Genomic DNA, 22500 nt, shown 5'->3' on the forward strand with positions numbered 1-22500 from the left:
AACTGCTTCTGCAGCTTTTTTCTGCTACCGGCCGCCAGATAATTAGGTGGTCAATTTGCCACGGAATCAGGTGGTCAACTTCTCCGAAATACCCAATTAAAGACGCCGTTTGATATATCTCCTTACGACTCACGTTTTTGTAAGTCTTAGGCGATTTGAGAAACTCACTAATTCGGGGACCTTACTGATTTGAATCACCTTTGCCCCTCACCCTCCACGTTATTTTAGGCATAAAACCCCATAACAGCTCAAATTTAAACATATCTGTCTCCACTGACGGATTTCTAGCTTCCACCGCCCTGAGAAATTTCATAAAATTGTCGTTGGTCACAGACGGCAAAAGTGTGATAGATTTTTCATCACTGCCACTTACCTTATATTGGATTCTCCAATAACGATCATGTTGAAGGTTGGAGCTCAGACCGAGCTTGATCGCCGTAATAGAGGAAAGAGGAATTTTGATGTCGTTATCATAATGAAAAAATTCCTCGTCGAATTTGAGATCGCGATTGAGGAACCCACTTCTGACCCAGTACAATCCAAGTGCCGAAGAAACAAAAAACATCACATCTCCTGCTCCAAGTGTCCCCCTCAGGACAAGGTGGACGCCGAAAATTAAACTGGCAGTAATAACTATCAACGTGGCGAGGCGATTCATGCTGATTCCGAGGCTAGCCAAGTATTGCAACTTTTATTGCAACCAAAGAAAAAAGCACTTAACAATTTCTTGCTAAGTGCTTCATTTTCAAGCTCCCGAAGCTGGGCTCGAACCAGCGACCCTCTGATTAACAGTCAGATGCTCTAACCGGCTGAGCTATTCGGGAATCATTGTCCGGTTGTTGTACTCGAATTGTGGTGCAAATCTAGTAATTCAAGTTATACGGCGCAAGTGTCAGCTTTAAAAAATTATTAGGCTTGCACCTTTGTGAGGATTAACTCCTTGACTTTCTTGGCATCTCCCTTTGTAAAATTATTAATAATTATTTCGGGACGCATGCGCGGAATGATCCGGATCGTCGAAAAAAACATCCCGCTGTCGATCTCGACGCCTGAGATATCCGAATAAAACACGAAATTATCGTTGCTTCTGAAAAGTTTCCTGACTTTGAAGGTTACCCCCTTTTCTCCGAAAGTGATTTCGTCCGGAAAAAATGGGTTCATGAGCCCGCTGGCGCTGAATCGCTCGTTCATATTTGAATAGGTTATTAAATGAATGCTTACAAAGGTACGTATACGACTTTCTTAGTTTCAAAGAATTCCTCCCCGAAAAAGTCGGAAAGCGCGTAAATCTGCGGCTTTTCTTTGATCTCCGAGAGCTCCTCGGTCAAGTCCCCACCTTTGAGATATAAAATTCCGTTCCTGCGGTCGTGGAACGAGTTCCGGCTGATGTTCTTTTTCACCCAGCCTACAAACGGTGCCATGCGCGTCACGGCACGGCTCACGACAAATTCATAGCTGTCGTCGAGCTTTTCGGCGCGTACCTGCTCCGCTCGCACATTGTCAAGTTTTAATGCAGCCACAATTTCCTGCACCACGCGGATCTTCTTGCCAATACTATCCACAAGGTGAAACTGCGCCTCGGGGAACATAATGGCCAGCGGGACACCCGGGAAACCGCCGCCGGTGCCAACATCGAGAATGCTCGTTCCGGGGCGGAATTGCTGCACTTTGGCAATACCCAGCGAATGCAGCACGTGGCGTTCATATAATGTATCGATATCCTGCCGGGAAATCACATTCACACGGGCGTTCCAGTATTCGTACAACTCGCCCATTTGTCCAAACTTGTCGCGCTGGTCGGCAGTCAGGTCTGGAAAATACTTATCAATCAATTCCATGATTTACGGGGTTTTCTGCTCGTCATGGTCAAAAACCCGAAAACGAGGTAATAAACAAAAAGTGCAAAGTCCATCAGTAAAAAGCTGAACCACTCGACGGTTTTATCCAGCTTTACATTAATAGTAATAAGCAGGAACCACTGAATGACCCATCTTACACCAAAAACGATACCGAGGTATTGCAGCAGTAACATATCTTTCACGATCAGCCCCCAGGCCAATGTAACCAGCCCGAGCAGCCACGTGCCGATGTGTGCGGCGGAAAGCATTCCGAGCAACACCTTGTTCCGCGGCTTGTAGTACCGGCTTACCGAAATATGGCGGCGCTTCTGCCGGAACCAGTCTTTCCAGTTGATTTTGGGAACGGAATACACGAAGGAATCTTCTTCAATGGAAATGGTGGTATTCGAACTTGTCGCTACTTCATTCAGGAAAATGTCGTCGTCGCCGCCGAATACGTGCTTGTGTGTGTAAAAGCCCTTGTTGGCAAAAAACACGGAGCGCTTATATAATATGTTACGGCCGACCCCCATGTAGGTCATTCCCGCGAGGGTGAACGACAGGTACTGAACAGCCGCATAAAAGGTTTCGCAGCGGATAAACCAGTTGAGCAAACCCTTTTGTTTAAAATAAGGCGAAAAACCCAACACAATATCCTTGTCCTCGGTTACCCGGGAAGTCATAGCAGTTATCCAATGGTTCGAAGCCGGACGGCAATCGGCATCTGTCATGAGCGCAATAGGGTACTTGGCCTGCTTCATGCCGACAGTCAATGCATATTTCTTGGGGGTAACGTGATTGAACTGGTCGTTAATGCGGATATACCGGATATTCTTCCAGCCGTTGATATTCTCGCGGATATACTCTTCACTCCCGTCATCGGACCGGTCGTCGAGCAGGATCACCTCGTATTCGGGATACTCCTGCGCATCCAGCAATGGAATGAGCTCCGTCAGGTTTTCTCTTTCATTCCAGGCGCACACCAAAACGGTTACTCCGGGCATGGCATTGCCATAATTAGCGCCCTTTCCGTAAAATGCCAGCCGTGTAAAAAAGAAGAGATAATAGAATAACTGAACAGCTACGAACGCTCCCAGCGCATAGAGTAAAGAATCGGCCACAACAGAAGAGAGATGTAAAATTTTACCATATTCATGCAAATATACTGTCATTGACAGGAATGTTCGAGACGTTACCCCTATTTTTGCACACCAGCAATTTAAAACCTTTTAATGAAGTTTACATTACAAGTTGAGGATCCCCATTCGAAAGCGAGGGCCGGATTGGTCGAGACCGATCATGGGGTAATCCAGACGCCCATCTTCATGCCTGTGGGTACTGCGGGCACCGTAAAAGCGGTTCATCAGCGTGAATTAAAGGAAGATGTAAAGGCACAGATCATCTTAGGAAATACCTATCACCTATATCTCCGTCCCGGCCTCGACATTCTTGAAAAGGCCGGCGGGCTCCATGCATTCAATGGCTGGGACAAGCCGATACTGACCGATAGCGGCGGTTACCAGGTGTATTCACTGGCCGGAACCGGCCGTAAAATAAATGAAGAGGGTGTGGTATTTAAGTCACACATTGACGGTGGCGTACACACCTTCACGCCGGAGAATGTCATGGACATCCAGCGCACCATCGGGGCCGACATTATTATGGCGTTTGACGAGTGTACTCCCTATCCCTGCGATTTTGGCTACGCGCGCAAATCGATGGAAATGACTCACCGCTGGCTCACACGTTGCTGCAACCGGTTCGACAGCACCGAGCCGCGCTACGGCCACAGCCAGACGTTATTCCCTATTGTCCAGGGAAGTGTTTATAAAGACCTGCGGAAGCAATCCGCTGAGTTTATTGCCTCTGCCGGGCGCGAGGGCAATGCGATCGGTGGTCTTTCGGTAGGCGAGCCGGCTGAGATCATGTACGAACTTACGGAGGTAGTTTGTGATATTCTGCCAAAGGACAAGCCGCGTTACCTCATGGGTGTGGGTACACCTGCGAATATACTGGAGTGCATTTCTCTGGGCGTGGACATGTTCGATTGCGTGATGCCGACCCGAAACGCGCGGAATGGCATGATTTTTACAACAGAAGGCATTATCAACATCCGCAACGAAAAGTGGAAGGATGATTTGTCACCGATAAACCCGGGCCTTGGCGGGCACGTTAGTACATTTTACAGTAAGGCCTATCTGAGGCATCTTGTAAAATCCGGTGAAATGCTTGGAGCGCAGATTGCGAGCATCCACAACCTGACATTCTATTTGTGGCTGGTTAACAGTGCGAGAGAGAAAATTATCGACGGAACTTTCGCTTCATGGAAGCGCGAAATGGAAAAAAAATTGAATCAACGGCTTTGAAAGTTCAGAAAAGGAGGTTTCTTTCGGGTAAAATTTGAATTAAATATCAGGAAACTTTTCCTTTTGTATCAACTTGCGGTTGATTAAGTGATCTTGATAACCTATTTTTGTGCGCACTAGGCATTTGGTTAATGTTGCGATTAGCCGTGAAATAAATATATAACTTTACTCATAAAATTGGATATAGATCAATCCTAGTTAATCTTAATAACGCTAACTTGAATAGTATGAAAAAAGTATCCCAGTTGATTGGTTCGTTTGCCTTGGGAGCAATGATGGCGCTGCCTTCATTCGCACAGCCGCTGGTGCAACCGAATTCTCCGGATTACAATCCAAAAGCGACGTACGATGGCCCTTACAAATTGAACACCTGGTCAATTTCCGCACACTTTGGCCCAACGCTGTTTTTTGGTGATTTAAGAGAATATGACTTCTGGCCTGTTACCAAAACAAACTCTGACAGCCACAAGGAATCCGGAACTTTTCAAGGAGGCCTCACTTTGAACAAACAACTTTCTTACCTGTTCGGAGCTCGTCTGGACGCATCTCTGGGTAACCTGAGAGGTATGAAACGTCGTAACTATAACCGCTATTTTGAAGGAAGCTACTTCGATGTATCGCTTTCAGGAACTGTTAACCTGAAAGGACTTCTGATGGGCCCGAACAAAATGAAGCGCTGGAAAATTGATGCGTATGCAGGTATCGGTCAGGTGTTTTACGACGCTACCGCTTATGACCTGACAGGCGGTGTGAAACTTCGTGAGACTGGCAAGATGAACGACTGGATCGTTCCAACCGGTTTGAACATCAACTACGAAGTAACGCCAAGAATCGACATCGGTGTTGACTTCCGTTTGACTCACACCAACTCTGATTATCTGGACGCTACTTACGGTGGTGACTATGACAGAACGCCTAACAGCTTCAACATCAAAGATCAGAAAACTTCCCACAAAGGAAACTCTGAGCTTGACAGCTACGGATACGGTGCAATCCAGGTAACTTACAAATTGGGCAAAAAGCCTTTGAAAGTTCAGAAAGTGGATGGCAAATGGGATTACAAGCCAGAAGAAGGTGGTTACTACCACCTGCGTTACACAGACCCACGTGTACTGGTTAAGCCTCCGAAAATCCTTACACTCGAAGAAATGGACTCAGTTGCAAAAGCAAACCGTCCAAAAGATATCGACCCACGTTTGTTGCTTGATACCGACGGTGACGGTGTATCCGACTTCTTCGATAAAGAGCCAAACTCACCAGCAGGAAGCATTGTTGACGGTGCTGGTCGCGTACTCGACTTCGATTCTTACGTGAAAAATGCATTGGCGACCGGTGCTGCTTGCTCCGAGATCTTTGCTAACGTAACATTCGATACCGACAAAAACGTATTGAAACCTGAATTCCAGGAATTGCTGAAAAACGTAGCAGCGTTGATGAACAAAAACGGATGCCGCTTGCAACTGGCTGGTCACACCGACCGTCGTGCATCTGACCGTTACAACGTCGCGCTTTCAAAACGCCGCGTAGATGCAGTGAAAAACTTCCTGATCAACGAGGCTGGTCTGCAAGACCCAAGCAAAGTGATCGTAGACTACTTCGGATCATTCAAACCGATCGCCGACAGCGCAACCCGCGCAGGTTTGCAGAAAAACCGTCGCGTAGAATTGAAACTTCTTCCCTAATAGTTGAAGAAACGACTGAAAGAGAAAGGCTCCCGTCGGGAGCCTTTCTCTTTTTAATATATTCACACGCCAAATCAATTAGCCACATCATAACAACGCAACAGGGAATTAATGAAACAATATGATTATCTGGTAGTAGGAGCAGGTTTGTGGGGATCGGTATTTGCCCATGAGGCAACCAAACGCGGAAAGAAATGTCTGGTAATCGATTGCCGCGACCATATTGGCGGCAATGTGTATTGCGAGAATGTCGAAGGCATTAATGTGCATAAATACGGCGCCCATATATTTCATACCAACGACAAGGACATCTGGGATTACGTCAACTCGTTCGTTGAATTCAACCGATATACCAATTCGCCGGTAGCGAATTACAATGGAGAGCTTTACAACCTTCCATTCAATATGAATACTTTCTACCAGCTGTGGAAAGTTCGCACGCCGGAGGAAGCAAAGGAAAAAATTCGGCAGCAGGTAGAAGAAGCAGGCATTAAAGACCCACAAAATCTGGAAGAACAGGCTATCTCATTGGTTGGAACGGATATTTACGAGAAGCTGATTAAGGCCTATACCGAGAAGCAATGGGGAAGAAAAGCTACCGAACTCCCGGCATTCATCATCAAACGACTCCCCGTACGGTTTACCTTCGACAATAACTACTTCAACGACCGCTACCAGGGCATCCCCATCGGCGGCTATAACAAACTGACAGAAGGGCTCCTGAAAGACGTGGACGTTCGCCTGGGGGTAGATTTCTTTAAAGAAAGGGAAGCATTGGCGGCCCTGGCAGATACGATCGTTTACACCGGCCCTATCGATGAATATTTCGATTTCCGCTTCGGCCAGCTCGAATACCGCAGCCTCCGCTTCGAAAATCAGCTGCTGGACCAGGATAATTATCAGGGAAATGCGGTAGTAAACTATACAGATGGCGAAACGCCTTTCACCCGCATTATTGAGCATAAGCACTTTGAGTTCGGGACACAACCCAAAACCGTGATCACACACGAGTACCCGCAGGAATGGGTAAAAGGTGCCGAGCCCTATTACCCGGTAAACGACGACAAGAATACGGCGGTGTTCAACCAATATAAAGCACTCGCAGCAGAAGAGCCGAACGTGATTTTTGGCGGAAGGCTTGCCGAATACCGGTACTACGACATGCACCAGGTAGTAGCCTCAGCGCTGAAAAAAGTGAAAGTGCATTTCGATTCCTAGGAAAAAATATTTTTCGCTAAAAACCCTGTTTCAAGCTATTGAAACAGGGTTTTTAGTTTTTGTACCAAAATTCAAAAAAAAATTTTTGTAGAAGTCGCGTTACCAAAATTACAAGCCAGCGTCTAAATGCTATCACCTAAACCGTGCAGGCAATGCTGGCATCCAAAACTCAAACTGCAGATTTCGCAACATTTCAGGACTGGGCTGATCACCCGCTTTGGAAAGCGATCCGATTTCGTTGGTATTGGTTTCTCATTTCTCCGACGCTGTCGGTCCTGCTTGGATTCACGTTTCTGCGATACAAAACCCCGCGTTACACCATCACTGCCTCCTTACTGGTTCAGGACGATTCCCGAGGTAGCGATTTTCATGAAAGCGCCCTACTAGAAGAACTCGGATTGCCCGATGCTACCAGCAGTGTTGAAAATGAAATTGAAATACTCAAAAGCCGGAGCCTGCTGGGCGAGGTCGTTGCGGACCTGCAATTAACCACGCAATACTTCGCCTCCGGTCATCTCAAAACGACGGAGCTCTACGAGAAAACGCCTTACAAAATCAGATTTCTCGAACCTCATCCCGCAAAACCTGTAACCTATCACCTTAGCCGACAAGCCGGCAACACATTTACGCTACAAACGCCCGACAGTATTTACAAGAGCCATTTCGGCCGACAGTTGGAGCTTCCACACGGAATGGCGATCGTCGATACCACGCGTTTCAAACCCGCTTCCGAGTATCAATATTCGTTCAAAATATCGGGAATATTCGTTCAAAATATCGGGACCGGAAGCGATACTCGATCACTATTCCCGTGTGTTGAGCATTCAGGCACCCAACAAAACAGCGAGTCTGGTGAATTTGTCAGTACAGGATGTTTTACCTAGAAAAGGAGAAGCTATTCTAAACCAGCTCATTGCCCGCTATCAAAAGGCGAGTATCGGCGAGAAAAACAAAGTGGCCGACAACACCATTGCTTTCATCAACAACAACCTCGCACGCATTTCATCCGAATTGGCTCTGGTCGAAACTAACATCGAACACTTTCGCAAACGTCACAGAATAATCGATATGGCGGAAGATGGCCGCCAGGCGCTGCAAAAATCTGCTACGAATGCATTGGAAGAAAAAGAACTAGCCATTCGCCTGAAAATCGTCCGATTGCTGGAAGCGCACTTGCTCGAAAAGCCCGCTGCCGCCATTCCCTCTGCATTGTACCCACAGGAAGGCACTTTTGAGGCGCTGGCGGGAAAATACAATGAAATGCAGATGGCAAGGATCATGGCACTCGCAACATTGGCGCCGGAGCATCCTCAGCTGAGGTCACTGGAAAAACAAATAGAGGTTCTGCGAAATAACCTCCTCGACGCGATTGGGCTCCAAATACAGGAACTCACAGTGAACGCTGCCGCTATCCGTAAATATGGCAAGGAGTCCGAAGCAGAAATATCCAAACTACCGGCACATCAGCGCGCCTTCCTTGCGCAGTCGCGCGAGCAGGGTATTCAGCAAGAGCTTTATTTGTTTTTGCTCAAAAAACGTGTGGAGACGGCGATCTCACGCTCTGCGAATATCGCCAATGCCAGGGTTATCGATCCGCCGAAAGCCAGCAGACTTCCTGTCTATCCCAACCGGGAATTAACTATTCTCATAGCAGTTTTCACAGGTATTCTGACACCACTGGGCGTACTGTATACCAGCCAAATCTTCAATAATAAAATCACTTCCAAGGAGGACATCCAGCGACAATGCGATGTGATGATACTCGGAGAAATCAGCCAGCAGAGCCGCACTGGCTTGTTAAAAGTGGCGGATAATCGCAGTCTCATCAAGGAGCAGTTCCGCTCTTTGCGTACGAATATCCAGTTTACCACCGGCGAAAGGCCCCATATGGTGATATTGCTTACCTCTGCTATGGCCAATGAAGGGAAATCGTTCGTAGCCATGCACCTGGCGCATTCACTCGCACTCGCAGGGAAGAAAGTTCTCCTCGTCGATTTTGATTTACGGAAACCTTCGTTGGCAACCCTTTTAAACCTTCGCCCCAACGGAGTTACAGAATGCATCGCATCCGGGCATGAACCACTCATTCAACAAAATAGCTCCGAAACATCTTTTGACTTCCTCGCAGCCGGGCAGCAAAGTCCCGGAACGGGCGAAATAATACTGTCTCCGAAGGTCGCAGATCTCATTTCAACCCTTAAAATCCGCTACGATTATGTGCTGCTGGACAGCCCGCCCGTCGGTTTGGTAGCCGATGCACGTCTCCTCGGTGCACACGCCGACATGACATTGTATATCGTGCGGCAGCATTTCACTTTCATTCACCAACTCGCAGAAATTCAAAATGCGCGTAATCAGTCGCTTCTGCCGGATTTACACGTCGTCCTCAACGGCACCCGCAGTTTGCATCGGTATCAATACAATTACTATTAACATCCAATCAAACACACCTATGAAACAACACATTTATGTTATTGGAGAAGTTGGTCAGGCCCACGAAGGGAGTATTTGCCTCGCACATGCGTACATAGACGCGCTTGCCCAGGCAGGAGCCAACGCGGCCAAGTTCCAAGTCCACATTGCCGAGGCAGAAAGCAGTATTTATGAAGATTTCCGCATCAAAATTCCCTATCAGAACGGCTCCCGCTTCGACTACTGGAAAAGCATGGAATTTAGTCCGGATGAATGGGATGGGCTTAAAAAGCACTGCGAAAAAGCAGGACTGGATTTTCTTGCAAGTCCGTTCTCGCTGGCCGCAGTGGAGTTACTTAATGAAATCGGGGTATTCGGCTTTAAAGTCGGTTCAGGCGAAGTGGATAACCTGCCAATGCTCGACAAGATTGCAGCTACTGGAAAGCCGGTCATACTATCGTCGGGGCTGAGTTCCTGGACTGAACTAGACCAGGCCATGGGCTTTCTGCAATCGCGGGGAACACCGGTTTCCATCCTTCAATGTACGACGTCCTACCCCGCCAAACCGCATCAATGGGGCCTGAACGTCATGTTTGAATTGAGTCAGCGCTACCAGGTTGCGGTAGGTTTCTCGGATCATTCGGGTGATATTTTCGCATGTCTGGCGGCAGCTGCCCTCGGCGCGCGCCTCCTCGAATTCCATATCACATTCGACAAGCGAATGAGCAATCCCGATGCTTCGTCGTCACTCACGTTGCGGCAGGCAACTACGTTAATCACCGGCGTACGCAAAATCGAAACTGCCTTGAATTTCCCTGTCAATAAGGACGCTAATGCAGCTTTTTCGAGGATGAAAAGTATGTTCGGCAAGTCACTGGCCGTCAACCGCGATCTACGGAAGGGTGAGCAAATTCAATGCTCGGACCTCGAAACCAAAAAGCCGGCTGGCTTCGGAATGGCAGCGGCAAGGTACCGGGAGGTTTTGGGTAAAACACTGACCAGGGATATCGCTAAATGGGATTTTCTCACCGAAAATCATCTTCACCATGCGTAAAATCTGCGTTGTACTTACCGCCCGGGCCAGTTACAGTCGGGTTAAAACCGTACTGACCGCCATTCACGCTCACCCCCGGCTCTGTTTGCAGATCGTCGTAACCGGCAGTGCCTTGGTAGGCAGGTTTGGAAATATTATTCCACACCTGGAAGCTGAAAATCTACCGGTTTCGGCCATTATCCCAAACCTGTTGGATCCGGAAAGCGACACTGCTTCTGCTAAAACAACCGGGTTGGCCGTCATCGAACTGGCCACATTTTTCGGCAATCATCATCCGGATGTGGTGGTGACCGTAGCCGACCGGTTCGAAACAATTGCGACGGCCATCGCAGCCGTGAACATGAACATTCCGCTCGCTCACATTCAGGGCGGGGAAGTTACCGGCAACATCGACGACCGGATCAGGAACAGCATTTCCCAATTGGCTGATCTGCATTTTACCGCAACCGAAAATGCGCGGGCGCGGCTTATCCAAATGGGGCTTTCGCCACAAAAGGTTTACCACACCGGTTGCCCTTCCATCGATCTGGTTTATCAAGATAAAAGGCTGGATTTCAACCCGTACGAAGCCTACGGCGGTGTCGGATCACGACCGGATTTGAATATCCCTTACTTGATAGTGTTGCAGCACCCCGTAACCACCGAAACAGCGCATTCCAAATGGCAAATTGACCACACCTTACACGCTCTGGCAGCTATGAACATGCCCTGCATCTGGTTTTGGCCGAACGCCGATCCGGGAACAGCCGGTACCGCCCAGGGCATACGAGCATTCCGAGAGCAGCATCCGGAGCTTCCTTTTCATTTTTTCAAAAATATGGAATCTGCTCACTTCATTCTTTTACTCAGAAAATGCGCATGCTTCGTCGGCAATTCAAGCGTCGGGATACGCGAATGCAGTGCATTAGGTGTGCCGGCCGTGAATATTGGAAGCAGGCAAAACGGCCGTGAGCGTGGACCGAATGTTACGGATTGCCTGCCCGACACCGAGGCTATCATCTCCGCCGTCCGTCGCCAGCTCGCGCATGGGCCTTTCGCACCGGTAACGCTCTACGGGAAAGGGAATGCCGGGGAACAAATTGCCACACAGCTCGCAACGATTCCCTTCATTCTTAAAAAACACCTTCTCACCACATCATGACGCCATTTTCAAAAATCCTGGGCCTCATTCCGGCGAGAATGGGGTCCAAAGGTGTTCCGGGCAAGAACATGAAATTGCTTGACGGAATGCCGCTGATCCAATACACTTTTGAAGCAGCGGAGCGATCGGAGCTGCTGGATACCATCCTGGTGTCTACGGATTGCCCGGAAACCGCATTCTTTGCCAATTGTTTTGCCAAAATAACCGCACCTTTTTTGCGGCCAGGCCATCTGGCCACGCACCATTCGCCGATGATCGATGTGGTGGTTCACGCGCTGAAATATGCGGAAGAGCATTGGGGACACTTCGAATACGTCGTGCTACTCCAACCTACCTGCCCATTCCGCGCACCAGACATTATCGATGACACCATCCGCTGCATCATCCGGCAAAATGCCGACAGCCTGGTCACTTTGAGAAAGATACCAGATGCATTCAATCCTTACTGGGCATATGCTTTCGGAGAAAACGGACTCGAAAGAGCAGTCAAACATCCCACATTCACCCGACGACAGGACCTGCCCACGGCCTATCACCGCGACGGCGAAATTTACATCGCACGCACGTCACTCATCCGCGAGGGGCTCATCACAGGCGGCAAAGTAGCCCCATGGCTGAATGACCATGCATTTGGAATCAATATCGACACACCTGCCGACTGGGCACAGGCTGAAAACCTCGTTCAACAATGGAAAGAGCAAACCAAAAACACATTCTCGTACTGATCACCAATCCATTTGCGATGATCAATGTAATCCATTCCGGTTTGATGGACGAGCTTGAAGAACATTACAGAATTTCCATCATGTCGGATTTACTGACAATCGCCGATATTGCGCGATTCAACAGGCATTTCCGGTTAAATATGACCCTGTTGACTTCGCCGGTTCCGACAATTTCCAGGCCAGCAAAATGGCTCCGGAGTATCCAGATGCTGCTTTTCGGGCATTATTTTAATCTGGACACCATCCGTATCAAACTCATGGAGCGAAGTCCAGTGATGCATTGGGTTTTCTGCGTTTCCCAAAAAAATCCGATACTCGTGTTTCTGAGCGGGTCGCTAGTAGTCCTCCTCAGGAACTGGCTTATTCGCTGCACAACGCTGCCGGATATCGGCAGGCCGGTTGCCGACCATCACTTCCAGGCAGTGCTTTCAACTTCCCCGCTCGATCTGCGGGAGAACACGATTGTCAACTCGCTCAAAGTTTATGGAATCCCCAGCATATCGATCGTCATCAGCTGGGACAATCTGACCTCAAAAGGTGTCATTAATTCCAGATCCGACCTGGTACTGGTTTGGAACCAATCAATCGCTCTCGAATACGAACGCTTCTACACAAATTTGGGAGATCGCACGCTGGTACGGATTACCGGCGTCCCAAGATTCGACATCTATCTACGGAGACTGCCGGATCAGGTGAGTTACCTGGCCAACGCCCCTGAAATTCCCCGACCAACACGAACGATCCTTTTCGCGACAGGTGCGCTCAAACACCATTCCTGCCAAAACTATATAATCCGGGATCTTCTCGACTACGCGCAAAATCACTCCGATATTACGATTCTGGTAAGATGCCATCCCGGCGACGATCCGAGGCGCTACGATCATTTCAGTACCATTGAAAACATTCGCTTTTTCCATCCGTTCGGTCACCCTTCCAATCAGGTTCCGCCTGTCGATTACCTTGAAACATTGTTGACACAACTGGTAAGCTGCGCGGTATGCGTGCAGGTCGCATCCACCATGCTGCTGGATGCCTTTGCCTGTCATAAACCTTGTATCAGCGTTGCCTACGACGCGCATTCGGACAACCATTATGCGGGGGCGGTGCAGCGGTTTTATGATTATTCCCACCAGCAACTGCTTCCGGATTGTTTGAAAGCGCAAACTGTTTACCATCGCCGGGAGCTGTTTGCGAAACTGGATGAAGTATTGGCAGACAGCAGTGTTCCCAATAATTTCAGAAAAGCGATAGAGCCTGTGATTCATCACGTCACACCCGACTCCGTGCGGTTGACGACCCAATACATCAGGCAATGGCTAGGCTGATCATCGCTACGGGTACCATCGGCCTGCTATCCGTCGGCATTGCCTGGCTGGTGCTGTTGTTATTCAACTCACTGCTCATTTTTGGTGAAAGCACCATTCAGACCGCATTCGTTTTCGGTTTTTACACCTATTGTATAGTCGTACTGCTCCTCCCATCGGAACACAAACTATTTTATGTACTCAGCATGCCCGTTCTGACCCAGTTTTTGCACTTACTTCAGAAATATGACTTCCCTGCCGGAGCTAATTCGCTATGGCGCCTACTTCCCTTTTTGTTGACTGACCTTTACATGGTATCTGTACTGATCCGTCTCAAAACGGAGTTTACCAGTGTACAAAAAAGCCTGGTGGCATCATGGATTGCATTCAATTTCTTGTTTATTATCATCTCCCCGAACCTCGCAGGGATCATCACCGGAGCATTTACATTATATCTCGTCACCATCCCTTTGTATTTCCTGTACATCAGTATGCTTTCGAGGCATCCTGCATTTCCGGTAAATCTGGAACGATCGCTTTGCCTTACCTTCGTCTTGCTTGCGCTCGGGACATTCGGCCTCGTATACTTCGGCGCACAATACAAAAGCGCCAGCAACCTGTTGGTAACCCGGAACATTTCGGACACCAATGTAACGATGGCGTATTTCATACTCCTTTGGCCGTTTGCGATACGTTATGCAATGCGTACCGTTTACTCCTGGCTGGCAGCGCCGCTATTGGTTGTCCTTTTTACAATGGTAGTTGTATTGTCCTTTTCGCGCGGAGCGGTATTCATTGTGCTGCCCTATCTGCTCGCTTCCACATGGAGTGTAAGCAATTGGAGGCTGATTGTGTGGTTTATGATGCTTGGTCTTTTAATCAGCGCAGGTTTTGATCGCCTGATCCGTCTCATTAACCCAGACCTGGCGTATGCATGGCAGCTGCGTTTTGCGGATTTTACAACTGTCGGGCCGGCTTTGCAAAGAATTCAGGAAGTGAGCGGCAGGGCGGAGATCCGGCAGCTGGCATATGAACTGTTTCTGGAAAGCCCGCTTAATGGGCACGGCATAGGGAGTTTCGAGCTACTCGGTCCAGGCTACCGCGAAGCGCATTCGATGTTTTTCACGATTCTCGCCGAGCAAGGGCTTATCGGTATATTGTATCTGTACGGGCTATTCGCAGCACTGGGCTGTTCGCTATTCAATACCGCTGCATCCGGACGATCACAACGAATATTGCCCATGGCATTGGGCGTCTACCTACTGTTTGTGCATTCTGTCGGGTATGTCTTTGTGATAATCCCAGGCAAAAGCCTCACAATCAATTGCATTGCTCCTATCCTGCTTGTTTGCATTTATTATTATTCCAAAAGTATCGGAAACCAACCCATTGCTACCGCTCATGGCTAGACTTCTGATCATCGGAAAAATGCCGCCGCCCATCGGGGGAGTGAGCGTACACATCCAGCGCCTTACACGACGTCTGCGGCAAATGGAGGTCGACTTCGATTTTTGCGATTACGGAAAAACCTCTGCACTTAGAATTCTCTTCGAAATATTCACTCACAGTGTTGTCCATATCCATTTTTCGAACCCCGGTGCGCAGGCAACATTGGCCGTGTTCTGCCGGCTCACAGGTAAGAAACTCATTATCACCTATCACGGATGCTGGGGCAGATACCGGTCTCTCGGTAACTGGACAGTGATCTTATCTGCACGCCTCGCGTATATACCCATTGTACAGGAGCGTACGAGCCTGTTGCGGGCGCTCCAGTGCAACCCGCGTTCACGCGAGATTTCAACCTACATTGCCGACCGGGAAATACTGCCGTTATCCCCTCCGTTGCGGGCGATACTGATATCCCGCCGGAAGTATTACCGCGCCACATTCTGCACTAATGCATGGAATGTCACATTTGATAAAAACGGTCGGGAGATTTACGGAATTTCAGAAATGGTCAGTCACTTCGCGAGCTACCCGGAGTATCAACTTCTGATATCAGACCCCTCCGGCAACTACCGATCGTATATTCAACAAAGCACAACACACATTCCTGACAACATATTTTTTATCAATCACTTACACGATTTCAGAAGTATTTTGCTGCTTTCCGAAGCATTCATCCGCAATACTACTACCGACGGCGTTTCCTTATCGGTGCAAGAGGCCCACGAACTGGGAATACCCGTCCTGGCATCAGCTGCAGTGGCGAGGCCGCCGTTTTGCAGCATTTTTAAGGATTTTTCAAAAACCGATTTAACGGCAAAACTGAATGAAGCGAAACGACTGATTACCTTGCCCCGAGAGGCTTCGGATGTAGTAGAAAAGCTGATTGAATTGTATCGGGAGATGGAGCGAGAGTAGTACTAATTAACTGATAAACAGTTTATAAAAAACAAAGGCATAGAAAAATTTCCATGCCCTGTTTCACACTATACACACACTATATTTTTAATATCTATATATCGCTCAGATAAAGTTCAAATTGAATTTCAATACCGCAAAATAACAAACTAAAGTAATCAGAAAAAAACTTTAGGATGCGAATTTCTAAATTCTATTCAGAAAATAATGGACATTTCCTTAAAAAATTTTTAGAGGATTGTCCTATACCTCAAAATTACGGAAAATTGGCGTAATTATTGCTCAAACTACTCTGCCTGATTACTTTCGTACAACTAACACTCACAAAGTCATTCATGGACTCACTTTTTACCACCCATGCACTCATCAGTTTACTCACATTGACCTTATTGGAAATCGTCCTTGGTATAGACAACGTCATTTTCATCACAATCGTTTCGGGCAAACTTCCTGTTAATCAAAGAAAAAAAGCGCAAAACAACGGCTTGCTCATCGCGCTCGTGCTGCGGATCGCACTTTTGTTTGGCATTTCGTGGGTTATCGGTCTCAAAGAAGACGTTCTGACGTTGTTTGGCTACGGTTTCAGCGGGCGTGACCTGATCCTGCTCGGCGGCGGTCTTTTTCTGCTTTACAGTACTACCAAGGAAATTCACCACAAGCTCGAAGGCGAGCCGGAAGACCTGCCATCCGGCGATATTTCAGATAAAAAATCGATGTCGTTCGGCAGCGCACTGGTTCAGATCGCTTTGCTGAACATTATCTTCTCCTTCGACTCTGTGCTTACGGCCGTCGGTCTGGTGAAAGAAGTGCCGATCATGATCCTCGCAGTCATTGCTTCGACATTCATTATGATCGCTTTTGCGGCTAAAATCGGGGATTTTGTAAATAATCACCCCTCCATCAAAATTTTAGCGCTGTCATTTTTGTTGATGATTGGCACGCTGCTTGTGGCCGAAGCATTCCACTATGAAATCCCGAAAGGCTACGCTTATTTCGCGATGGCATTCTCGTTCTTCGTGGAATTGCTCAATATGCAGGCGGATAAAAAGAAAAATCCGGTGAAGCTGCGCGACCGCGTGAACTGAACATTAGAAAATTATGCGCATTAACCCCGAAACGGTAGAGAGGATCAAGCACGCCGCAGACATCGTGGAAGTGGTAGGGGATTTTGTGTCCTTGAAGAAAAAAGGCGCCAACTATTCGGCTTGCTGCCCGTTTCACAACGAAAAAACACCATCCTTTAACGTCAACCCCGTCAGGCAGATTTATAAATGTTTCGGCTGCGGGGCCGCGGGCGATTCCATCAAGTTCGTGATGGACATCGACGGTATCGGTTATGGCGAAGCATTGCGGTATCTGGCGGGTAAGTACAATATCGAGATTGAAGAGGAGGAGCTCACTGATGAAGAAACCATCCGGCAAAACGTTCGGGAGAGTTTGTACATCATTCTCAATTACGCTAAAAACTATTACCAGCACCAGCTCCATCACAGCGAGGAAGGTCAGGCGATTGGTCTGAGCTATTTCCGGGAGCGCGGTTTTACGAATGAAATCCGCAAGAAGTTCGAGCTGGGTTACAGTCTCGACAACTGGGATTCTTTCTCCAAAGAAGCACTAGAAAAGGGTTATTCGGCCGAAATTCTTGAAAAAGCGGGTCTGCTCATCCATAAGGAGGGCAGTCATACGGCAGGCTACGACCGTTTCCGTGGCCGGGTTATTTTCCCAATCCACAATATCGCGGGTAAGACCATCGCGTTCGGTGCGCGGATACTGAAAACTGATAAAAATCAGCCCAAGTACCTCAACTCTCCCGAAACGGAGGTTTACCATAAAAGCGAGGTCCTTTACGGCATTTATCAGGCGAAGAACGCAATCCGCAGTCTCGAACATTGCTACCTGGTTGAAGGATACACGGATGTTATCTCCCTGCATCAGGCCGGGATTGAGAACGTCGTCGCCTCGTCCGGAACATCGCTTACGGTCGAGCAAATCCGGCTGATCGGCCGCTTTACACCCAACATTACCATTTTGTATGATGGCGATATGGCGGGTATCAAAGCGGCCCTGCGCGGTCTGGATCTTGTTTTGGAAGAAGGCTTGAATGTGAATGTCGTCCTTTTCCCCGATAACGAAGACCCCGACAGCTATGTCCGCCGGGTAGGTGCCGAGGCATTCAAAGCGCATTTGAAAAAGGCCTCGAAGGACTTTATCACTTTCAAAACGGAAATTCTGTTGCAGGATGCCGGAAATGATCCTTTCCGGTTGGCTGCGGTGATCCAGGAAGTGGTCAACAGCATCGTCAAAATCCCCGATGCGATTAAAAGGCAGGTGTTTTTCCACCGTACATCGGAAATGATGCGGGTGGACGAACAAATGCTGATCACGGAGGGCAACAAGCTGATGCGCAAGCAGCAGACTGCCAAACCAACCGAACGGCAGCCTCGCCAAAACAATGCAGGTTCAGGGTTTGCGAGCCCGGGATTTGCGCCTCCGGATAGGTCCATGCCAGATGGGCCGGACGACCTGGACGCGTTGTTCAGTGATGGTTTCGGGCCATTTGCGGGCGAGCCGGATGCAAATCCCTTCGTTCCCGAACAACCCGCCCCGGAAACGTTTCAGCGGAGCAAGCTGCATTACCAGGAGGAAGCATTCGTGCGCCTGCTCGTCGTGCATGGTGCGCGCGAGCTGGAACCGTCCATTACGGTTTGTCAGTATGTATTGGGCCAAATCGAGGGAATCGAGCTAAAAGACCCGGTATTCAGCCATTTGCTGACGCTGTTCCGTGAAAATTTCAACCGGAACCACGTCCTGACCACCGAGTACTTCCTGCAACACCATGAGACGGATATCAGGAACCTGACCATCGAATGGCTGACCCAGAAACATGAGCTCAGCGAACTTTGGCAGGAGAAATACGAGATCTACGTGCCGTTTGAGACAGATGTGCTGGACAAAACGGCTTTCAACAATATTCTCAGGCTGAAAAAGGCATTCATTGAAGAGAAAATGAAGGTTTGCCTGCAACAAGCGGTACACGCGCAGACGGAAGAGGAACAACATGCCATTATGACGGAATTTATGTTCTACAAAGGCATCAGCATGGCAGCCGCCAAGGAATTGGGAAGCGTAATCGGATAATTTAACCTAAATATTCGCTGTCATGAAAAATGCGTTGGCCTTTTTGTGCCTTTTTTTGCTGATTACCGCGTGCAGTCCGTCCTATAAACTACTGAAAGTCAAAAAAGAAGACTCTTTCAAGCTCGCCGACTTCCCTACTTACGGCTTTTTCGATATTGAGGCTAAGGGCGATACGGTTTCCCAGAACTTCGAGAAGAACGTGAGCATTATCAAGGAAGCCATTGCCAAAAACTTGCAAGCCCGCGGGCTCGACGAGGCGCGTGACCCGAGCCTGAAAATCAATATTGCATTGAATGTGCAGGAACAGTTGCAAACCCGGCAAACAGACTTCCGTACCGACGGTCTGCCGCGCTACATGGGCCAGCGGCGTTATTCATGGAAAAGCGAAGAAGTAGTAACCGGTAAATACCGTGAAGGCACGATTGTGATCGACCTTGTGGATGCCGCTGACAACCGGATGGTCTGGCAAGGCGGCGCGAGCGGCATAATTCCTGAAAAAACGAAGAATTTCTCGGAAGATATCAATCAGGTAATCAGCGAGGTAGTCGCCAAAATACCGTAATTTCGAACAGCAAAAAGGGTCGCTTCGTTATCGGAAACAACCCTTTCAATGTCGTGAATATCGGAGTTACTAAGCATTGTTGTTGACTACGCCGCGAACTTTTTCGCTCACATTGTCGGCCACACCATTTGCTTTTTCTTTTGCGCTGCTTACGTTTTTCAGGAACCCGTCTTTGAGTCTGTCGGCCAGGTGGGACAGTTCTTCAAGGCTTTTCTCATATTTATCCTTTGCGTTTCCGCCGAGGTCATTTGCCTTATTTTTGATCAATTTGCGGGTTTCTTTTCCGTCTTTGGGAGCTACCAAAAGGCCAATCGCGATGCCTGTTAACAGTGCTCCGATCGAGCCAATCAAAAATTTTTGGTTCTTGTTCATACGAATTCCCTATTTTGTGTTGATAAAACATTAGAACTGAAAATAACAAAATACTGTGCCACTTCGCAAATCAGCGCGCCGATTTTCCATAAACGGCATTTTCTCACTCCTACTTTTTTCCCTATTCCTGGTTAAAGCAGGTGAAGGCAGGGCGCAATGGAAGGTCATCGATATCAAAACGAAGATCCATATGCGCGCAGTACACGCCATATCGCCTACTATCTGTTGGATTGGCGGTACTCGGGGCACTGTTTTGAAGACTACCAACGGCGGGCACACCTGGACAACCTACAAAGTTTCCGGTGCCGACTCCCTCGACTTCCGCGACATCCATGCATTCGACAAACAGGTGGCGATCGCGATGAGTGCCGGTGAGTCGGAAAAGGACAAAGCGAAAATTTACAAAACAGAGGACGGCGGAGAAAGCTGGAAGCTTGTGTACCAAACTACACAGAATGGGGTTTTTCTGGATGGAATCGACTTTTGGGATAAAAATAAAGGCATTTGCCTCGGCGATCCGACCCAAGGCAGACTCTTCATTCTTACAACCGGTGACGGTGGTAACAGCTGGCAGGAACTCCCGCTCGATAAACGCCCGGCAGCCGAACCCGGAGAAGCATGCTTCGCGGCGAGCGGCACATCCATCCTCACCAATGGCAAGGGCGTGGCTTTCATCGGTACCGGCGGCAGCAAAATGGCCAGGGTTTTCAGAACGGAAGATTACGGCCAAAGCTGGCAGGTCTCCGCAACCCCATTACCGGCGGGGCCGACCAGCGGAATTTTTGGTTTAAGATTCTGGTCTAAAAAGAATGGCATAGCGGTAGGCGGGGACTATAAAAAGACCACCGATTCAACTCAAAACGTGCTTCTCACGAACGATGGCGGTATTACCTGGACATTAGCCGGCATGACCAAACCCACCGGGCTGAAAGAATCGGTAGCCATTTACCACAAAACCAACGCTACCTGGAACGGCGACACGCAGATCCGCTCGGACAATTATGCCCTGGTAGCCTCAGGCCCCTCCGGCAACAGCGTCTCCTTAGACCGTGGAAAAAGCTGGATTTCACTCGGTACCGAGGGCTTCCATTCCATGAGCTTCGCCGGAAATGTGGGTTACGGTGTCGGAGCGAATGGTTTAATCGGCAAAATCGAAAAGATTTCGTCTAAAAAGAAAAAGAAGAAGCTGGTATTAGTCGATCAGTGAGCTTCGTGTTCATTCACGGTCGGCCGCAGCCGTGCCTTCGTGGCAGTTTAGATTCGATCAATCAATTCATTCACCTTCCGAACTTCCCGGCCTGCCAAATGATCAGCGATTGCAGCCGCATGCTCACGACCATTTTCTATAAATACCTTTTCCGTGAACACACCGGCTAATACAGTCCCGCACAGATACAGCCCCGGCACATTCGTTTCAAAAGTCTCCGAATCATACTCCGGCACCTTCGTAACCGGGTCGAGCGTCACGCCACAACGTGCGAGCAAATGCTCGTCGGGCAAATAGCCTACCAATAGAAAAACGAAATCCGCCGGTAGCCATTCCTGTTCGCCCGTTTCGAGATTTTCGATTAAAAGCCGCCCCGGCTCGATTGCACGTGTCACCGAGTTGAAACGCGTGTGGATCTTTCCTTCTTTCACACGGTTTTTCACATCCGGCACGAGCCAGTACTTTACCTTGGTACGGAAGTCGGCTTCCTTATGTACGATTGTCACCTTCGCGTCATGGCGATACAGCTCCAAAGCGGCCTCTACCGACGAGTTGGAACCGCCGACCAGCACTACATTGGTATAGGAGTATTTAAATGGCTCATCATAATAATGCGAAACGTGCGGCAGGTTTTCACCCGGCACGTTCAGCATACGCGGCACATCGAAGTAGCCCGTCGCCAGGATTACATTTTTGGATTGAAATACCTGTCCGTCATTGGAATAGGTCAGGAAAGTACCGTCCGCCTGCTTTTCTGAGCGATCCACATCTACGAACAGCTTGAAATTCAAATGATAATAGCCGGCAACCTTCCGGTAGTACTGCAAAGCCTCGTTGCGATTGGCTTTTACATCCGAAATCGCAAACGGAATGCCGCCAATCTCGATATTTTCGGCAGTGGAGAAAAACTTCATCCGTCTCGGATACCGGCGGATGGATTCGGTGAGATTTCCTTTTTCGAGGATCAGGTAATCGAGGCCGCTCTTGGCCAGTTCTACACCCATTGCGAGGCCGCACGGGCCGCCGCCGATAATGATTGCGTCGTAAATATGCATTGTATGGCTGACGGCCTTTTGCTCGCGGCCGCCCTTAGTCTTTTAACCCTCTAATTTAGCTA

At 48.6% G+C, this 22500-nt stretch carries 21 protein-coding genes and 1 tRNA gene; 15 read left to right on the plus strand and 7 right to left on the minus strand.

All coding sequences use genetic code 11. The features are described 5' to 3' along the window. Positions 1-181: 181 nt before the first annotated feature. The 5 genes from CLV60_RS11105 to CLV60_RS11125 all read right to left on the minus strand — a co-directional run bounded on the left by CLV60_RS11105 (position 182) and on the right by CLV60_RS11125 (position 3010). Positions 182-658, minus strand: coding sequence for a hypothetical protein (locus tag CLV60_RS11105; protein WP_106595478.1), 477 nt, complete (start codon positions 656-658; stop codon positions 182-184). 92 nt (positions 659-750) lie between these two features. Beyond that, positions 751-824, minus strand: a tRNA-Asn gene (locus CLV60_RS11110). Between the two features lie 85 nt (positions 825-909). Next, on the minus strand, positions 910-1191 hold the full coding sequence (locus tag CLV60_RS11115) for a hypothetical protein (RefSeq protein ID WP_106595479.1): 282 nt from the start codon (positions 1189-1191) through the stop codon (positions 910-912). A 26-nt stretch (positions 1192-1217) separates the two neighbouring features. Next, the gene (rsmG, locus tag CLV60_RS11120; protein WP_106595480.1) at positions 1218-1838 is read right to left on the minus strand and encodes a 16S rRNA (guanine(527)-N(7))-methyltransferase RsmG; all 621 of its coding nucleotides are present in this window, start codon (positions 1836-1838) and stop codon (positions 1218-1220) included. Beyond that, entirely contained in the window at positions 1829-3010 is a 1182-nt protein-coding gene (locus tag CLV60_RS11125; protein ID WP_229210917.1) for a glycosyltransferase, read from the minus strand. The genes rsmG and CLV60_RS11125 overlap by 10 nt, the downstream gene beginning before the upstream one ends. A gap of 60 nt (positions 3011-3070) precedes the next feature. Here CLV60_RS11125 and tgt point away from each other — a divergent pair, with 60 nt between their 5' ends. From tgt to CLV60_RS11190, 14 genes are all read left to right on the plus strand, one after another. Continuing rightward, on the plus strand, positions 3071-4204 hold the full coding sequence (gene tgt / locus CLV60_RS11130) for a tRNA guanosine(34) transglycosylase Tgt (protein ID WP_106595481.1): 1134 nt from the start codon (positions 3071-3073) through the stop codon (positions 4202-4204). 227 nt (positions 4205-4431) lie between these two features. Further along, complete coding sequence (locus tag CLV60_RS11135; RefSeq protein ID WP_106595482.1) at positions 4432-5886, plus strand: OmpA family protein; 1455 nt, start codon at positions 4432-4434, stop codon at positions 5884-5886. Between the two features lie 111 nt (positions 5887-5997). Then, positions 5998-7104: a UDP-galactopyranose mutase gene (gene glf / locus CLV60_RS11140; protein WP_106595483.1), complete on the plus strand. Its 1107-nt coding sequence runs from the start codon at positions 5998-6000 to the stop codon at positions 7102-7104. A gap of 152 nt (positions 7105-7256) precedes the next feature. Continuing rightward, entirely contained in the window at positions 7257-7988 is a 732-nt protein-coding gene (locus CLV60_RS34650) for a Wzz/FepE/Etk N-terminal domain-containing protein (protein WP_229210918.1), read from the plus strand. Then, entirely contained in the window at positions 7957-9537 is a 1581-nt protein-coding gene (locus CLV60_RS11145; protein WP_229210919.1) for a polysaccharide biosynthesis tyrosine autokinase, read from the plus strand. The genes CLV60_RS34650 and CLV60_RS11145 overlap by 32 nt, the downstream gene beginning before the upstream one ends. A gap of 19 nt (positions 9538-9556) precedes the next feature. Then, positions 9557-10570 carry an N-acetylneuraminate synthase family protein gene (locus CLV60_RS11150; RefSeq protein WP_106595484.1) on the plus strand — a complete coding sequence of 338 codons (1014 nt, stop codon included), beginning with the start codon at positions 9557-9559 and terminating at the stop codon, positions 10568-10570. Then, positions 10563-11711 carry a UDP-N-acetylglucosamine 2-epimerase gene (gene neuC, locus CLV60_RS11155; protein WP_106595485.1) on the plus strand — a complete coding sequence of 383 codons (1149 nt, stop codon included), beginning with the start codon at positions 10563-10565 and terminating at the stop codon, positions 11709-11711. The genes CLV60_RS11150 and neuC overlap by 8 nt, the downstream gene beginning before the upstream one ends. Beyond that, on the plus strand, positions 11708-12436 hold the full coding sequence (locus CLV60_RS11160; RefSeq protein WP_170118764.1) for an acylneuraminate cytidylyltransferase family protein: 729 nt from the start codon (positions 11708-11710) through the stop codon (positions 12434-12436). The genes neuC and CLV60_RS11160 overlap by 4 nt, the downstream gene beginning before the upstream one ends. Then, positions 12400-13761, plus strand: coding sequence for a hypothetical protein (locus CLV60_RS11165; RefSeq protein ID WP_106595487.1), 1362 nt, complete (start codon positions 12400-12402; stop codon positions 13759-13761). The genes CLV60_RS11160 and CLV60_RS11165 overlap by 37 nt, the downstream gene beginning before the upstream one ends. Continuing rightward, complete coding sequence (locus CLV60_RS11170; RefSeq protein WP_106595488.1) at positions 13749-15149, plus strand: O-antigen ligase family protein; 1401 nt, start codon at positions 13749-13751, stop codon at positions 15147-15149. The genes CLV60_RS11165 and CLV60_RS11170 overlap by 13 nt, the downstream gene beginning before the upstream one ends. Further along, entirely contained in the window at positions 15142-16104 is a 963-nt protein-coding gene (locus CLV60_RS11175; RefSeq protein WP_106595489.1) for a glycosyltransferase, read from the plus strand. The genes CLV60_RS11170 and CLV60_RS11175 overlap by 8 nt, the downstream gene beginning before the upstream one ends. A gap of 335 nt (positions 16105-16439) precedes the next feature. After that, positions 16440-17189, plus strand: a complete 750-nt coding sequence (locus CLV60_RS11180) for a TerC family protein (protein ID WP_170118765.1) — start codon at positions 16440-16442, stop codon at positions 17187-17189. A gap of 13 nt (positions 17190-17202) precedes the next feature. Further along, complete coding sequence (gene dnaG, locus CLV60_RS11185; RefSeq protein ID WP_106595491.1) at positions 17203-19242, plus strand: DNA primase; 2040 nt, start codon at positions 17203-17205, stop codon at positions 19240-19242. Between the two features lie 22 nt (positions 19243-19264). Continuing rightward, complete coding sequence (locus tag CLV60_RS11190) at positions 19265-19804, plus strand: DUF4136 domain-containing protein (RefSeq protein WP_106595492.1); 540 nt, start codon at positions 19265-19267, stop codon at positions 19802-19804. A 69-nt stretch (positions 19805-19873) separates the two neighbouring features. Here the strand turns inward: CLV60_RS11190 and CLV60_RS11195 are convergent, their stop codons facing one another. Further along, positions 19874-20176 carry a YtxH domain-containing protein gene (locus tag CLV60_RS11195; RefSeq protein ID WP_106595493.1) on the minus strand — a complete coding sequence of 101 codons (303 nt, stop codon included), beginning with the start codon at positions 20174-20176 and terminating at the stop codon, positions 19874-19876. A gap of 190 nt (positions 20177-20366) precedes the next feature. On the opposite strand from CLV60_RS11195, the gene CLV60_RS11200 reads away from it, so the two are divergent. Further along, positions 20367-21383, plus strand: coding sequence for a WD40/YVTN/BNR-like repeat-containing protein (locus tag CLV60_RS11200; protein WP_229210920.1), 1017 nt, complete (start codon positions 20367-20369; stop codon positions 21381-21383). Positions 21384-21430: 47 nt separating this feature from the next. Here the strand turns inward: CLV60_RS11200 and CLV60_RS11205 are convergent, their stop codons facing one another. Then, positions 21431-22438 carry a YpdA family putative bacillithiol disulfide reductase gene (locus CLV60_RS11205; protein ID WP_106595494.1) on the minus strand — a complete coding sequence of 336 codons (1008 nt, stop codon included), beginning with the start codon at positions 22436-22438 and terminating at the stop codon, positions 21431-21433. Positions 22439-22500 lie beyond the last annotated feature (62 nt).

Source organism: Dyadobacter jiangsuensis (assembly GCF_003014695.1).
GTDB lineage: Bacteria > Bacteroidota > Bacteroidia > Cytophagales > Spirosomataceae > Dyadobacter > Dyadobacter jiangsuensis.

Excerpts from the sequence above, each read along its gene's own strand:
- CLV60_RS11105 (WP_106595478.1), bottom strand. The coding sequence starts at position 658 with ATGAATCGCCTCGCCACGTTGATAGTTATTACTGCCAGTTTAATTTTC.
- CLV60_RS11115 (WP_106595479.1), bottom strand. The coding sequence starts at position 1,191 with ATGAACGAGCGATTCAGCGCCAGCGGGCTCATGAACCCATTTTTTCCG.
- rsmG (WP_106595480.1), bottom strand. The coding sequence starts at position 1,838 with ATGGAATTGATTGATAAGTATTTTCCAGACCTGACTGCCGACCAGCGC.
- CLV60_RS11125 (WP_229210917.1), bottom strand. The coding sequence starts at position 3,010 with ATGACAGTATATTTGCATGAATATGGTAAAATTTTACATCTCTCTTCT.
- tgt (WP_106595481.1), top strand. The coding sequence starts at position 3,071 with ATGAAGTTTACATTACAAGTTGAGGATCCCCATTCGAAAGCGAGGGCC.
- CLV60_RS11135 (WP_106595482.1), top strand. The coding sequence starts at position 4,432 with ATGAAAAAAGTATCCCAGTTGATTGGTTCGTTTGCCTTGGGAGCAATG.
- glf (WP_106595483.1), top strand. The coding sequence starts at position 5,998 with ATGAAACAATATGATTATCTGGTAGTAGGAGCAGGTTTGTGGGGATCG.
- CLV60_RS34650 (WP_229210918.1), top strand. The coding sequence starts at position 7,257 with ATGCTGGCATCCAAAACTCAAACTGCAGATTTCGCAACATTTCAGGAC.
- CLV60_RS11150 (WP_106595484.1), top strand. The coding sequence starts at position 9,557 with ATGAAACAACACATTTATGTTATTGGAGAAGTTGGTCAGGCCCACGAA.
- neuC (WP_106595485.1), top strand. The coding sequence starts at position 10,563 with ATGCGTAAAATCTGCGTTGTACTTACCGCCCGGGCCAGTTACAGTCGG.
- CLV60_RS11160 (WP_170118764.1), top strand. The coding sequence starts at position 11,708 with ATGACGCCATTTTCAAAAATCCTGGGCCTCATTCCGGCGAGAATGGGG.
- CLV60_RS11165 (WP_106595487.1), top strand. The coding sequence starts at position 12,400 with ATGGAAAGAGCAAACCAAAAACACATTCTCGTACTGATCACCAATCCA.
- CLV60_RS11170 (WP_106595488.1), top strand. The coding sequence starts at position 13,749 with ATGGCTAGGCTGATCATCGCTACGGGTACCATCGGCCTGCTATCCGTC.
- CLV60_RS11175 (WP_106595489.1), top strand. The coding sequence starts at position 15,142 with ATGGCTAGACTTCTGATCATCGGAAAAATGCCGCCGCCCATCGGGGGA.
- CLV60_RS11180 (WP_170118765.1), top strand. The coding sequence starts at position 16,440 with ATGGACTCACTTTTTACCACCCATGCACTCATCAGTTTACTCACATTG.
- dnaG (WP_106595491.1), top strand. The coding sequence starts at position 17,203 with ATGCGCATTAACCCCGAAACGGTAGAGAGGATCAAGCACGCCGCAGAC.
- CLV60_RS11190 (WP_106595492.1), top strand. The coding sequence starts at position 19,265 with ATGAAAAATGCGTTGGCCTTTTTGTGCCTTTTTTTGCTGATTACCGCG.
- CLV60_RS11195 (WP_106595493.1), bottom strand. The coding sequence starts at position 20,176 with ATGAACAAGAACCAAAAATTTTTGATTGGCTCGATCGGAGCACTGTTA.
- CLV60_RS11200 (WP_229210920.1), top strand. The coding sequence starts at position 20,367 with ATGCGCGCAGTACACGCCATATCGCCTACTATCTGTTGGATTGGCGGT.
- CLV60_RS11205 (WP_106595494.1), bottom strand. The coding sequence starts at position 22,438 with ATGCATATTTACGACGCAATCATTATCGGCGGCGGCCCGTGCGGCCTC.